The organism is Paenibacillus sp. EKM301P, assembly GCF_011800295.1.
Lineage (GTDB): Bacteria > Bacillota > Bacilli > Paenibacillales > Paenibacillaceae > Paenibacillus > Paenibacillus polymyxa.
The window spans coordinates 153,816-166,339 of sequence record NZ_JAALFM010000001.1; the positions used below are offsets into that span (position 1 = coordinate 153,816).

At 46.9% G+C, this 12,524-nt stretch carries 14 protein-coding genes; 1 reads left to right on the forward strand and 13 read right to left on the reverse strand.

What is annotated here, in order from left to right; translation table 11 throughout:
• Nucleotides 1-17: 17 nt before the first annotated feature.
• The 8 genes from HFD99_RS00715 to mtrB form a co-directional block, all read right to left on the reverse strand.
• Entirely contained in the window at nucleotides 18-992 is a 975-nt protein-coding gene (locus tag HFD99_RS00715) for a polyprenyl synthetase family protein (RefSeq protein WP_016822208.1), read from the reverse strand.
• On the reverse strand, nucleotides 989-1,855 hold the full coding sequence (locus HFD99_RS00720; protein ID WP_167440714.1) for a menaquinone biosynthetic enzyme MqnA/MqnD family protein: 867 nt from the start codon (nucleotides 1,853-1,855) through the stop codon (nucleotides 989-991). Before HFD99_RS00720 ends, HFD99_RS00715 begins: the two co-directional genes overlap by 4 nt.
• Nucleotides 1,812-2,471, reverse strand: coding sequence for a UbiX family flavin prenyltransferase (locus HFD99_RS00725; protein WP_016822210.1), 660 nt, complete (start codon nucleotides 2,469-2,471; stop codon nucleotides 1,812-1,814). Before HFD99_RS00725 ends, HFD99_RS00720 begins: the two co-directional genes overlap by 44 nt.
• Nucleotides 2,471-3,343: a UbiA-like polyprenyltransferase gene (locus HFD99_RS00730; protein WP_016822211.1), complete on the reverse strand. Its 873-nt coding sequence runs from the start codon at nucleotides 3,341-3,343 to the stop codon at nucleotides 2,471-2,473. Before HFD99_RS00730 ends, HFD99_RS00725 begins: the two co-directional genes overlap by 1 nt.
• The gene (locus HFD99_RS00735) at nucleotides 3,336-4,064 is read right to left on the reverse strand and encodes a demethylmenaquinone methyltransferase (RefSeq protein ID WP_017427546.1); all 729 of its coding nucleotides are present in this window, start codon (nucleotides 4,062-4,064) and stop codon (nucleotides 3,336-3,338) included. The genes HFD99_RS00730 and HFD99_RS00735 overlap by 8 nt, the downstream gene beginning before the upstream one ends.
• A gap of 9 nt (nucleotides 4,065-4,073) precedes the next feature.
• Nucleotides 4,074-4,943: a heptaprenyl diphosphate synthase component 1 gene (locus tag HFD99_RS00740; protein WP_123797337.1), complete on the reverse strand. Its 870-nt coding sequence runs from the start codon at nucleotides 4,941-4,943 to the stop codon at nucleotides 4,074-4,076.
• Between the two features lie 116 nt (nucleotides 4,944-5,059).
• Nucleotides 5,060-5,611: a hypothetical protein gene (locus tag HFD99_RS00745; RefSeq protein WP_123797338.1), complete on the reverse strand. Its 552-nt coding sequence runs from the start codon at nucleotides 5,609-5,611 to the stop codon at nucleotides 5,060-5,062.
• Between the two features lie 98 nt (nucleotides 5,612-5,709).
• Nucleotides 5,710-5,940, reverse strand: coding sequence for a trp RNA-binding attenuation protein MtrB (gene mtrB / locus HFD99_RS00750; protein ID WP_025365133.1), 231 nt, complete (start codon nucleotides 5,938-5,940; stop codon nucleotides 5,710-5,712).
• A gap of 156 nt (nucleotides 5,941-6,096) precedes the next feature.
• On the opposite strand from mtrB, the gene HFD99_RS00755 reads away from it, so the two are divergent.
• A complete protein-coding gene (locus HFD99_RS00755) occupies nucleotides 6,097-6,270 on the forward strand; it encodes a hypothetical protein (protein WP_167440715.1) in 174 nt (57 codons plus the stop codon).
• 71 nt (nucleotides 6,271-6,341) lie between these two features.
• Here the strand turns inward: HFD99_RS00755 and HFD99_RS00760 are convergent, their stop codons facing one another.
• The 5 genes from HFD99_RS00760 to spoIVA all read right to left on the reverse strand — a co-directional run bounded on the left by HFD99_RS00760 (nucleotide 6,342) and on the right by spoIVA (nucleotide 12,199).
• Nucleotides 6,342-6,614: an HU family DNA-binding protein gene (locus HFD99_RS00760; protein ID WP_014599981.1), complete on the reverse strand. Its 273-nt coding sequence runs from the start codon at nucleotides 6,612-6,614 to the stop codon at nucleotides 6,342-6,344.
• A 248-nt stretch (nucleotides 6,615-6,862) separates the two neighbouring features.
• Complete coding sequence (locus HFD99_RS00765; protein ID WP_044785209.1) at nucleotides 6,863-7,849, reverse strand: ABC transporter permease; 987 nt, start codon at nucleotides 7,847-7,849, stop codon at nucleotides 6,863-6,865.
• Nucleotides 7,846-9,363, reverse strand: a complete 1,518-nt coding sequence (locus HFD99_RS00770) for a sugar ABC transporter ATP-binding protein (RefSeq protein ID WP_102999115.1) — start codon at nucleotides 9,361-9,363, stop codon at nucleotides 7,846-7,848. The genes HFD99_RS00765 and HFD99_RS00770 overlap by 4 nt, the downstream gene beginning before the upstream one ends.
• Nucleotides 9,364-9,436: 73 nt before the next feature.
• A complete protein-coding gene (locus HFD99_RS00775; RefSeq protein WP_017427541.1) occupies nucleotides 9,437-10,552 on the reverse strand; it encodes a sugar ABC transporter substrate-binding protein in 1,116 nt (371 codons plus the stop codon).
• A gap of 168 nt (nucleotides 10,553-10,720) precedes the next feature.
• A complete protein-coding gene (spoIVA, locus tag HFD99_RS00780) occupies nucleotides 10,721-12,199 on the reverse strand; it encodes a stage IV sporulation protein A (RefSeq protein ID WP_017427540.1) in 1,479 nt (492 codons plus the stop codon).
• Nucleotides 12,200-12,524 lie beyond the last annotated feature (325 nt).

Genomic DNA, 12,524 nt, shown 5'->3' on the forward strand with positions numbered 1-12,524 from the left:
AAACCTAAAATACAACTTTAGTAGGAGCGGCGTGTCACAAAATGAGCAATATCGCGCAGCGTCTTTTTTGTTTTGACATCTGGTAGTAAGTCCAGCGCGTTCAGCGCTTTATTAATATATCGGTCAGCGAGAATTTCAGCTTTAGCGATTCCTTCACTTTTTTTGATCATATCCACCGCTTTACGTGCGTCTCCTTGCCCGTCCCCATCCTGAATTCGCCGGATTTCAGCCAGCAGATCATCTCGCAGTTCGGGTTGTTCAAGCGCATAAATGACCGGAAGCGTAATATTGCCCTGTCTCATATCGCTGCCTGGCGGCTTGCCGATCTTTTTTTCTGTTCCACACAGATCAAGCAAATCATCCTGAATTTGAAAAGCCATACCTACGTTATAGCCGTAGCTGTACAACAGAGAGTTGACTCTTTCCCGTGCTCCTGCAGCCATAGCTCCCAACTGGCAACTGACCGCAATTAACAATGCCGTTTTGCGCCGAATGCGAAGCAAGTAATTGCGCACACTCTGATCCACATTAAAAAAATCACGTATTTGCTCCATTTCACCAATCGACATCTGCACCAACGCCTTAGACAGCACTCGGTGAATATCAGGATTCGGCAGCCCAGCAGCAATAGATAGTGCGCGTGCATATATGTAGTCTCCGGTGTACATAGCCACCCGATTGTCCCATTTGGACTTCACGGTGGGTTGGCCGCGTCTCATTTCCGCATCGTCAATCACATCGTCGTGAACGAGAGAGGCAGAATGAATCAGTTCCAGAGGTACCGCTATGCGCTTGAGCTTGTCCAGATCATATTCTCCAAACTTGCCCCCCAGCAATACAAATACGGGACGCAAACGCTTGCCCCCTGCTTTAAGCAGATGAAGCGACGTATCATTAATCAACGGCTCCCTACTGTCAATGCTGCGGTACAGCTCTTCTTCTATGAAGTTCATATCCTTTTTTAATAAACCGAACAAATCCAATCGTTTCATTCTTTCACCCGTGTCAGCGTATTGTCACTCCAGAGAAGCGGCTTCACTCGTCGGTCAAGCAGCCCCAGTTCATATGCATACTTAAAATAAAGCTCTAAACCTTGTTGTTGCTTCTCTCCAAAATCATAACACAGATTCGTAAAGTAGCGCTCCCAATAATCTTCTGAACCTCCAATTTCCTTGCAAGCTTCAGAAATAACAGATGTCAGGTCAGACAGACTACGCTGTTTGCTTACGCGGAACGCACTCGCAATTTCAGCCACTGCAGCGGGATTCTGAGCAGCAACAGCACGTCGAACTGCCCATACAGCAAAGGTCATACTATAGCCCGTCCAGCGTTTCCACTCTTCCCCGAGGTCGGTTACGTACAGGCCCTCACTTCGCCAGGAAGCCTTGATCGCGTGATCTCCAATCAGCAGCCCTGCATCTGCCTGTTCCAGCATCAAATCAAGATCCGGTTCACAATCAAAGTAAGTAGGCTGACCTTCCCATGCCTTTTGCATCAAAATTTTCAACAAGTTCACCGATGTGGCTGAAGTATTCGTCAGTGCAATGGTGCCGTTAATGATTTCATTTAGCGGCTTACGTGAAAATAGTAAAATGGATTGGACTGGACCGTCTGCACTAACGGATAAATCGGGCAACAGCAGCATTTCCTCAGCACCTGATGCATACGCAAAGGAGGACATCGCACTCATATCCAAACTCCCTTTCAGCATGCCTCGATTCAATTCAGCCGGAACTTTGGAAACCATCTCCGCCGAATGGAGAAGCTCTGAAGGATTAAAGTAATGAAAAATAGGCCAGGCGTTTGTATATTTAATTTTTCCGATTGTGATTGTCTTGGTGTCCGGTATCGGCATCGGAATCCCCCCATCTCGTAAACAGTTGATGTTCTATACGCAAGCTGTCTAATACTTTGCCTACGAGGAACAGTACAATATCATCCAGCGTCTTTGGATGAAAATAAAAAGCTGGCATGGCCGGAATCATTTTGACGCCGAGTCTCGCAAGCTTAAGCATATTTTCCAAATGAATAGCATGTAGCGGTGTCTCACGAGGCACAAGGATTAGCGGACGACCTTCCTTCATCATCACATCTGCTGCACGTGCCATGAGATTATCAGACGAACCGTGCGCTACCGCTGACAACGTCCCCATCGAGCACGGCATGATAATCATGGCATCTACTAAATAAGAGCCACTCGCTATTGAAGCTCCAATATCTGTGAACGGATGGTATACAAGAGAACCGGGACGGCCTCCGAATTGTTCATTCAAAGCTCCTTCCCGGTCGGTCACATTCCAGCCCAGCTCCTCTTTCAGTACCCGCCAGCCAGCATTAGAAACAATCAGGTGAACTGTATACTGCAAGTCCAGCAGTGTCTCTACTAGTCGTACACCATAAATGCTTCCGCTCGCACCTGTAATGCCAATAACGATTCGTTTGCCTTGATGGTTGCTCACCTGATTATTCATTAGTATTGACGCACCACCAAATCAATCAGTGTAAAAGCAAATACGACAATGCTAAGTACACCGTTCATAGTAAAGAATGCTGTCTGCAAACGACTCAAATCTTTTGGAGATACGATATAGTGCTCATAAAATAAAATAATGTATGAAATAATCATGCCCGCCAGATACCACCAGCTTAAATCTGCGATAAAGAACAGCACAATAAATCCGATCGCCGTAATGACATGGAACACACGGGCGATGTTCAGAGCACCTGCTACACCAAAACGGGCAGGAATAGAATAAACCCCTTCGCTCTGGTCAAAATCAATATCCTGACAAGCATAAATAACATCAAAGCCAGCGGTCCAAAATGCAATCGTGAGATAAAGTACGATAGCAGTTAAATCCATTTGTCCCGTCACTGCAACCCACGCGCCTAGCGGCGCCAAACCAATGGTCAAACCAAGTACAAAGTGGCAAAGCCAAGTAAAACGCTTGGTGTAAGAGTAAAAAACAAGCATAAAAAAGGCCAGCGGGAACAGCTTGAACGCCAGCGGACTTAACTTGAATGAGGCCCAAAATAACAACAACAAGCTAACGATGATGAAAATCACCACTTCGCTCGATTTGAGCAGCCCTGCCGGAATAGCGCGTCCTGCTGTACGCGGATTTTTCCCGTCAATCACACGGTCAATCATACGATTGAAGCCGAAGGCTGCGCTACGTGCGCCAACCATAGCCAGCAAGATCCAACCGATCTGCGGCCATGAGGGAAGGTTGTCCGTCACGACAACTGACCCCAATACAGCCCCCATAAATGCAAATGGGAGCGCAAATAAAGTATGTTCAATTTTAATCATTTCCAAAAAAATAGCAATTTTCTTAAACATGCTGACTCTCCTTGATTCCAATATGCAATGCCGCAATGCCTCCGGTGAGAGAATGAGCCTGAACATCCTTCAATCCGACTTCACGAAAGATGTCAGCCAGTTCATCCCTTCCTGGAAAAAGCGCCAACGAATCAGGGAGCCATTTGTACTGCTCATAACGTTTGGCGAACAATTTGCCGAGCATGGGCAAGATGTGTTGAAAATATGCGTAGTAAATTCCCTTGAACGGCTGCCAAGTAGGTTTGGACAACTCCAAACATACGACCTGCCCACCAGGCTTGACGACACGTTGCATTTCCTGCAACACACGGCGCAAATCAGGTACGTTGCGAAGACCGAAACCAATCGTCGCATAATCAAATGAATTGTCTTCAAAAGGTAGATCCATCGCGTTGCCTCGTACAAGCTTGATTTGCTTTTCACGGGATTCTGATGTAATCTTGCGCTCGCCAACATTTAGCATGTTCTGGCTAAAATCCAGTCCTACGATGTGACCACTTTCACTTGCACGCGCCATCGCAAGCGTCCAGTCACATGTCCCACAACAGAGGTCGATTGCCGTATCGCCGTGATGCATGTTCATTTTTTTCATTGTAAATTTCCGCCAAGCCTTATGTCTGCGAAAGCTCAGTATATCGTTCATCAAATCGTATTTACCGGCTATACTTTCAAACACGCCATGAACGAATTGCTCTTTCGGCTTGGTGTCGCTTGATCCCATGACGTTCACCTAACCTTCCCTCACAACCGGGTGCGAACTGTTTAGCAGCTTCAGGAAAGGCTCAAGCATGCATTCAAATTCCTCAATCCCCGTGTTTTGTTCATCTGACAGGGTCTGCCGGATGTGTGTAACAGCCGTGCGAAGCTTGTCCAGTATCGCATCCTCGGCTTTGTATTTCAGCATAAGCTTACGCCAAACTTCTGTTTCAGTACCAGTCTCTGAAAGCAGCACCTGCTCATGCTGGTCTCCGTTACCGTAAATATGCCAGAAGATATATCCGAAACGGGACTTGTCCGGCTCTGCCCGCTTCTCCCATTCCTCCACCAGCGTGTCACAGAGAGCGAATTCATTAAGAAGCTGCTTCCAGACTTCCTGATCTTGTTCTGCAATAAGTGAAGACAATGATAAAAAAAGCTCCTGTTTGAAGCAAACCATCTGAGATAAATACTGAGCGGCATTCAATCGAAAATGCTTCATCTCCCAGTATAAGCTCATTTTCCCTGCGTTCACTTCACATACAGCATCACTCAGCTTCGAAATGGCCTCGATTCGGCCTGCCAGTGCAAGTAGCTGATAAAAACGGCTGCTGAAGTAGTCACCGGCTAACACTTTCAGCTGTCTGGAACGCATCTCTTCCGGACTTCGTATACCGGATAAAGTATCAATCATATCATGCGTATCCAGTCCCATCTGCACAAGTGATGTAACCAAAGCGTACAGTTCATCCTCACTGGCATGCAGCCCTTGCGCATTCCGGTTCAAAAACTCAAACAGCAAACGGGTACGGCTGTCAGGAAAAGCCGGCATTTCCGTATGTTGTTGAATCATGTCGTATTCCACATATTTCCTTGCTAATTGAGGTACGCGATACGGTTTCATCCTAAGCCTCCGAGCCATGACTTTCTGGTATACTCAAATAATTGCAATGCCTTATATTATATCACAATTTAAAATGATTCGCGACTAAAGTACTGTAGGTCCAGCGGTAGAAACATCTAGTTTGTATATACACCGCTAAACCTGTTTTGCCACATAGGCGTTACTGTAATGCGGAAACGAGATTTCAAATCTTCTGGCAGTTCAGCGCCTTCCCGATTTCTAAGTTGTTCCAATGCCTCGTTCGTCCACTCGTTCCGGCGTATATCGGATGCCAGCAGCAAATGGCGTTCTCCTGACCATTCGTCCTGCGTCACCACCCGCAACAGCAATTGCCGTACATTCGTCGTTCCGTAAAAGCTAAAGGCGGCAAGCTCCGCCATGTTCTGATAAATCTCCAGAGGTGTGGTTTCTTCCTTGGACAGCTTAACATCCAGAGTCAGGACAGAATGTTCCCAGCTTGCACTTGCAATCGGTGTGGTCAATGGAAGCTCGTTCAGTGTATCTACCAGATTGTCATCCGTCAGCAACACTCGTTGCTGGGGCGAGATTGTTGCTTGTGTTTCACGAACTGCTGCGGTACCCGAGTCCAGCATCTGTAAGGACGGCAGCAATATTGCTGCTGCGGCGGTTATGAGAATGGAACCACCGAGTGCAATCCAAGGTTTCATCAGAGCCTCCCCTGACCCCTACCCCATAATGTGGGTTTGCTACGGTAAAGGTCCTCACTCTCATTGTACAACAAAAAAAAGCAGGCTATGCCTGCATTTTACTCCTCCGTATCTACAACCCCGTGCTTGGTCATCACCACGGCCTTGCCGCGTATTTTGATGGCAGAAGTATGATCCGTAAATTGGACGATCAGTATCTCACCCTTGTCCAATTTTTCTGAATGATGCAGGCGTGTATCCTGACCTCTGGTCAGACCAAAAACCTGACATCCGTTGCTTTTTGCTTTAATTACGACGTACTCACTGCTGCCCGTCACGTTATCTTCCATGTCCTTTTCCTCCCTGAGAGCCGAAGCTATATTTTTATGATGGAGATTTAAGCTTGTTTTGTCAACTACCTGCTTCCCACGCTGCCTGCAACAATTAGTGCTTCCTGTGCCATACTATCTGTGCAGTCCCATCTATTAACGAAAGGAACGGATCTGATGGAAAACTATCGTCCCGCCAATCTCAGTCCTACTCAGATAGAGCAGCTTCAACGGCTGGAACATGAATTTGCCGAGCTGACAGGTGAACCCCTGGTGCTGATTGCTTATGCCTCGCGAAACGGCAAGACACCTTCCTCTTCTTCAGTCCATAGCACCTCTACCACAAAGTAAATAGGACAAAAAGAAAAGGCCGTGAATCAAATTCACGGTCCTTTCAGCGCATTGGGAATATGTAAGAAATCTTATTTAATTCCGTCTTTGAGCGCTTTACCCGGTTTGAATGCCGGAATTTTGCTCGCAGGGATTTCGATTTCTTCTCCTGTTTGCGGGTTACGTCCTTTACGTGCGGAACGTTCACGAACCTCAAAGTTCCCGAAACCTACCAGTTGTACCTTGTCTCCGTTTTGCAGTGCTCCAGCGATCGCTTCAAATACTGCATCGATTGCTTTCGTTACGTCCTTTTTGGACAATTCAGTGCTCTCAGAAACCTGATTGATCAAATCCGTTTTATTCAACATATTCACCTCCCAATTCAAGTGTAGTCCAGCATTAAGGTTATCGGTGTGCTCCACCGATAATGAAGTCGCCTGTATAAAATAACCCGGGCGGCATACTGCCTTCCATAATGTTATCATCTGTTTCCGTTTCGTCGTTAAATATACATAGAATATACCTAACCACCGCCATATAGGCCGAAACTGGCGTTTTATGGCACCCTTCTTGCGTGGAACAAGGTTTATAGTAATACAGTCGACAGACAATTTCAAGTACGACGACGGTTCAGTACGTAAAAAGTAACAGCCAGCGCAAGCACCAGCACTACTCCTTTGACAATGTCATGGGCAAAATATTGCACATTCATCATGGTCAGTCCATTAACTAATACGCCGATTAACACCGCACCAATAAATGTACCAATAACATTGGGTTTACCCGCACCAAACACTGAAAAACCGACGAATACTGCAGCTACCGCCTCCATAAGTAAGGGAGAGCCAGCGTCAATTTGACCCGAGCCTACACGCGAGGCATACAAAATACCGGCAATTGCCGCAAATATGCCTGAAGCAATATAGGCCAGTGTACGGACCTTTTTCACCCGTATACCTGACAGACGAGCAGCCTCCTCATTCCCGCCAGTTACATACATTTGACGCCCGTGCTTTGTGTAGGTCAAGAAAACATGCACCGCTGCCACAGCTAGCAACAGTAAAATAACCGAAATCGGGATACCCAACCATTTACCCTGCCCCAGTAAAAGAAATGCTGGAGATATCTCGCCTGGCGCCTTGCTGCCATCAGGAAACTGCATATGATTGTAGATGGTATAGCCTTGTGCGTATGTTTGGTGAATCCCGCTAACGATATACATAATGGCTAGAGTTGCGAGCAAATCGGGGATACGCAGTTTAATAATCAAAAGTGAATTCAACAGCCCAACCAAAGCTCCAACAATCAGAGATACAATAATAACCACTGCAACAGGCTGTTCATACCAGACCATCAACGAGGCTGAGACGACCGTCGTCAAGGATACCGTTGCACCAACCGACAGGTCAAAACCGTCTACAATAAGTGATAACGTCACACCAATGGCCACGAAAGTCACAATCGCAATGGAGCCAAGAATATCCATCAAATTATCATACGTCCAGAAATAAGGTAATGTGGCTGAGAAAAACGCCAACACACCTATAATGACAACTACAGCACCGTAACGAAACGAGACATTTAACCATTTTTCCTTCATGAATGCACCTCTTCACCACCGCTGGCGTACAACAGAAGCTGTTCCTGTTCGACTTCGCCTCGCGCAAATTCCCTTATTATTTTACCGTCATACATGACTGCTATCCGATCACCAATGCCTATACCTTCCGCGAATTCACAGGTAAGATAAATGATTGCTTTTCCTTGTGCAGCCAATTCTCCGATGATACGGAAAATATCGCTTTTTGCCCCTATATCCACACCCTTGGTTGGCTCGTCAAAAACGAATACATCCGCACCGGAATGAAGCCATTTTCCTATCGCAACCTTTTGCTGATTCCCACCGCTCAAATACTTAACATTCTGGCGCAGTGAAGGCGTCTTAATACCAAGAGAGGCGACAACCCCATTACCGTTATTACGTTCTTTATGCCGACTGATGAAACCCAGGACACTCAGCTTGCCCAAGAGCGGAAGACTAAGGTTTCGTTCCACGCTCTCCTCAATCAAGACCCCCTGCTTACGCCGCTCCTCGGGTATGGACACAATTCCTTGAGCTACCGCGTCCGCTGGCTCACGCATACGAATGAAGCGCCCCTTGAAGGTCAGCTCCCCCACATCAGGCTTGTCTGCCCCTGTAAGAAGTCGTGACAGTTCCGTCTTGCCCGCACCGACCAAACCCACAATAGACAGAATTTCGCCGCGTCTGACCTGCAAATCAACGCCGTGAACCCGCAATCCCTTACGGAGTCCTTTTGCTTCCAATACCGTTTCACCAATAGGTACCTCTGTTTTCGGAAATTCCTCATCAAATGTTTTCCCAAGCATATACGTGATAATGTCGCCTACATTTAAATCAGAAGCAGGTCCCGAGAACACGCGCTCACCATCACGCATCACCGTAATACGGTCACTGTGCGCGATGACCTCCGGCAATCGGTGCGTAATGAGAATACATGCTACTCCCTCATCCTTGAGGGTATGAATGGTGCGGAACAAACGCCTCGTTTCTTCCTCGCTCAGCGGTGCCGTTGGCTCGTCAAAAATGATAGTATTCGCCTGCTGTGTCAAAATCCGTGCGATGAGTACAAGCTGCTTTTCTGCCAACGTCAATTCTGACACGTATCGTCGTACATCTATATCAACCTCCAGACGCGCTAATGCCTCACGTGCTCGCCTGCGCATGGACGCTGGTGCAGCCCACCATCGACCATCAGGTGCAGACAAATCGTCCATTACAATATTTTCAGCGACGGTTAACTGAGGCACAAGTGCCGAATCGACTTCTTGATACACGCAGTGAATTCCGGCTCTTTTGGCTTCCCACGGTGAACGAATAATCAGCTCCTTGCCATCCACAACGATCGCTCCCTGATCGAAACGATACGCACCTGACAAGATTTTCATTAATGTGCTCTTCCCTGCCCCGTTGGCACCTAGCAGAGCGTGAATTTCGCCACCCTGCACCGTAAAATCCACGGCTCTCAGCGCATCTACACCAGCAAACCGTTTGCTGATCTTCTTCATCTCCAATGTATATACTTGTGTACTCATGAATGTCCCCTCACTCCCGCTTATGATAAAAGCGCGCCGAAGCGCGCCTTTGCATTTGCGTTATGCATCCATTTTATTTGGACGTTTCATATTCCTTCATCCAATCCTTGTAGCCCTGCTCACTCTTGCCCCATCCTTTCACAAATTGAGACAACTCGGATGTGGAAATTTGCTTATCTGGCAACTCTTCGCGCTGTACATATACTGCCTTCAGCACAACTTTCTCCTCAGGGTTATCCCCATGCAACTTCTGGTATGCATAGCGCACTTGTACGCGCCCGATATCTGTTGGATCTACGGCTGCTGAAGCCACCCACGGGTTTTTCGGGTCCTGAATCATTTGCAAATCTTCATCACTCATATCAATCCCATAAACTTTAATTTCCGTACGCCCAGCTTGTTGTATCGCACGAGCTGCACCTTTGGCAAATTCATCCCAAGCCGCCCACACTGCTGTAATTTCACCCTTAGGATATTGCTTTAGCACAGCTTCCATTTTGGCTTGCGTATCCAAAGCAGGATTCTGAGCCGAACCAAAAGTTGCAATCTCTTTAATATCTGGATTGGCTTTCAAAAATGCGTCATAAGCAACCTGACGGCGCTCCATTGGTGCAAACCCAGCAACCCATACCTTCACAATGTTTCCTTTGCCACCGATGTCCTTTTTCATTTGCTCAAGCGTCAGCTCCGCCATGCTTTGATCATCCTGTGAAAGCACTACCGCACCCGGAACATTGACCGCAGCATCGAACACGATAACTGGAATATTGCGGGAAATTGCTTTTTTGAGTCCTGGCTCCAGCAATGCGTCACCGTGGTCAGTCAAAATAACATCAAACTGCTGGTTAATCGCACTATCTAGCAAAGAAGCCATTTTAGCCTTATCGTTATTGGCAACAAACTTCGTCAGCGTACCGCCAAATTTCTTAACCTCATCTTCCACACCTTGAACATACTGCTGCGAAAACGTACCTGTATTAAACTCCATGATCAAAGCAACCCGTTTACCCTTTAGATTCGAACTATCTGTTTTTCCATCTCCTGTATTCGTTCCTGCAGTGCCTGTCCCTTGAGCGCCGCTTTCTGTTTTCGGCGCGCCACATGCTGTGACCAGTATAATCAGCACCAGCAGCATGATGGCTCCGAGCCCTAGCTTCTTGTTTTTTTGGAGCCCTTTTTGGATATACATGATTTGTTTCCCCCTCGTTCCAAGCACTAATATGTTTTAAATTTGATACTTAATATATCGCGTTAAACCAAGTATGTAAATAGGTTTTATTAAATATAGAAAAATACCGCAAAGAGCAGTCAGCTCTCTACGGTATTTCCCTTACACATTTTTAGTTATAGCTTAGCCTTAAAGAATTATAGCAATAAGACCACCAGAACCTTCGTTAATAATGCGACCCAGCGTTTCTTGAAGCTTGTAGCGTGCATTGTCCGGCATCATGGCAATCTTGCCTTGAATACCTTCACGCACAATAGAATGCAGCGAACGTCCGAAAATGTCAGATTCCCATATTTTGATTGGATCATTCTCAAAATCTTGCATCAGGTAGCGTACGAGCTCCTCACTTTGCTTCTCTGTTCCGATAATCGGAGCAAATTCCGATTCCACATCGACACGAATCATGTGAATGGAAGGGGCTGTCGCTTTAAGCCTCACGCCAAATCTTGTACCTTGTCGAATCAACTGCGGTTCGTCCAGTGCCATCTCGGCCAGTGACGGAGCTGCAATACCATAACCTGTTGTCTTGACCATTTCCAGAGCCTCGGCAAAGCGGTCATATTCACGTTTAGCGTGGGCAAAATCCTGCATCATTTGTAGCAAATGATCCTTGCCACGAATCTCTACCCCAACGACTTCAACCAAAATCTGGTCATACAGCTCATCAGGCGCATACAAATCAATTTCCGCTACGCCCTGCCCCATATTCATACCGCTTAATCCGGCTCTATCGATGAACTCATACTCCATAAACTGGCTGACCACCCGATCTACATCACGCAGGCGTCGAATATCTTTAACCGTATCACGAACGGAATTTTCATAGTTGCTACGCAGCCAGTGATTTTCGTTCAATACCATAACCCAGCTCGGCAGGTTCACATTCACCTCATGCACCGGGAATTCATACAATACTTCACGAAGTACACCCGTAACATCATCTTCCGTCATGGTCGCCGCGCTGAGTGTCATGACTGGAATATCATACTTGGCAGCCAGTTCACTGCGAAGTTGGAGTGTTTCATCACTGCGTGGATGCGTGGAGTTGATAACCAGAACAAATGGCTTGCCAACTTCCTTCAACTCTTCAATGACGCGTTCCTCCGACTCTACATAAGAGCTACGCGGGATTTCAGCAATGGTGCCGTCTGTGGTGACTACCACACCGAGTGTCGAATGTTCTTGAATAACCTTACGTGTACCGATTTCTGCAGCTTCCTGAAAAGGAATGGGTTCTTCAAACCATGGTGTAGAGATCATCCTTGGACCATTTTCATCCTCGTAGCCTTTTGCACCTTCTACTGCATATCCCACACAGTCAACCAGACGTACATTCACGTCCAGTCCTTCCGTTACTTTGATCTGGACGGCATTATTCGGTACGAATTTAGGTTCCGTCGTCATGATCGTCTTCCCTGCCGCACTTTGCGGCAACTCGTCTACGGCGCGGGCACGGTCCGCCTCACTCGTAATGTTGGGCAGTACAATCGTTTCCATAAACCGCTTGATAAACGTTGATTTTCCTGTTCGGACTGCGCCGACGACCCCAAGATAGATGTCTCCTCCGGTGCGTTCGGCAATGTCTTTAAAAATGTCCACTTTCTCCAATGAAATCCCCTCCTCAAAAGTCTCCGAAGGAAAAATGCTTAAAGAGCATCCGCTTCGTGTTCAACCAACTGCTTGATCCCAGATGCGGCAGAACAGCCTTTAAAATGCCCGGAAGTCGTCCGCCGCCGAGATTCAGGAGACTGATGGAATCGGCGAAACGGCGTAAACTCGTACATGCATTTGGACTGATACCATCATATGTATCCCCTCCGTAAAATATGTTTAGTTTTTTAAAAATAGATTACGTCACCGTGATCATTGCAGGAACGATATTTTACGTTTGGGTCCACTCACCTAATATATGCACAGCAAGATTTCCCCATGA

Excerpts from the sequence above, each read along its gene's own strand:
- HFD99_RS00720 (WP_167440714.1), bottom strand. The coding sequence starts at position 1,855 with ATGCCGATACCGGACACCAAGACAATCACAATCGGAAAAATTAAATAT.
- HFD99_RS00740 (WP_123797337.1), bottom strand. The coding sequence starts at position 4,943 with ATGAAACCGTATCGCGTACCTCAATTAGCAAGGAAATATGTGGAATAC.
- HFD99_RS00715 (WP_016822208.1), bottom strand. The coding sequence starts at position 992 with ATGAAACGATTGGATTTGTTCGGTTTATTAAAAAAGGATATGAACTTC.
- mtrB (WP_025365133.1), bottom strand. The coding sequence starts at position 5,940 with ATGGAAGATAACGTGACGGGCAGCAGTGAGTACGTCGTAATTAAAGCA.
- HFD99_RS00745 (WP_123797338.1), bottom strand. The coding sequence starts at position 5,611 with ATGAAACCTTGGATTGCACTCGGTGGTTCCATTCTCATAACCGCCGCA.
- HFD99_RS00770 (WP_102999115.1), bottom strand. The coding sequence starts at position 9,363 with ATGAGTACACAAGTATATACATTGGAGATGAAGAAGATCAGCAAACGG.
- HFD99_RS00725 (WP_016822210.1), bottom strand. The coding sequence starts at position 2,471 with ATGAATAATCAGGTGAGCAACCATCAAGGCAAACGAATCGTTATTGGC.
- HFD99_RS00775 (WP_017427541.1), bottom strand. The coding sequence starts at position 10,552 with ATGTATATCCAAAAAGGGCTCCAAAAAAACAAGAAGCTAGGGCTCGGA.
- HFD99_RS00735 (WP_017427546.1), bottom strand. The coding sequence starts at position 4,064 with ATGGGATCAAGCGACACCAAGCCGAAAGAGCAATTCGTTCATGGCGTG.
- HFD99_RS00730 (WP_016822211.1), bottom strand. The coding sequence starts at position 3,343 with ATGTTTAAGAAAATTGCTATTTTTTTGGAAATGATTAAAATTGAACAT.
- HFD99_RS00765 (WP_044785209.1), bottom strand. The coding sequence starts at position 7,849 with ATGAAGGAAAAATGGTTAAATGTCTCGTTTCGTTACGGTGCTGTAGTT.
- HFD99_RS00755 (WP_167440715.1), top strand. The coding sequence starts at position 6,097 with ATGGAAAACTATCGTCCCGCCAATCTCAGTCCTACTCAGATAGAGCAG.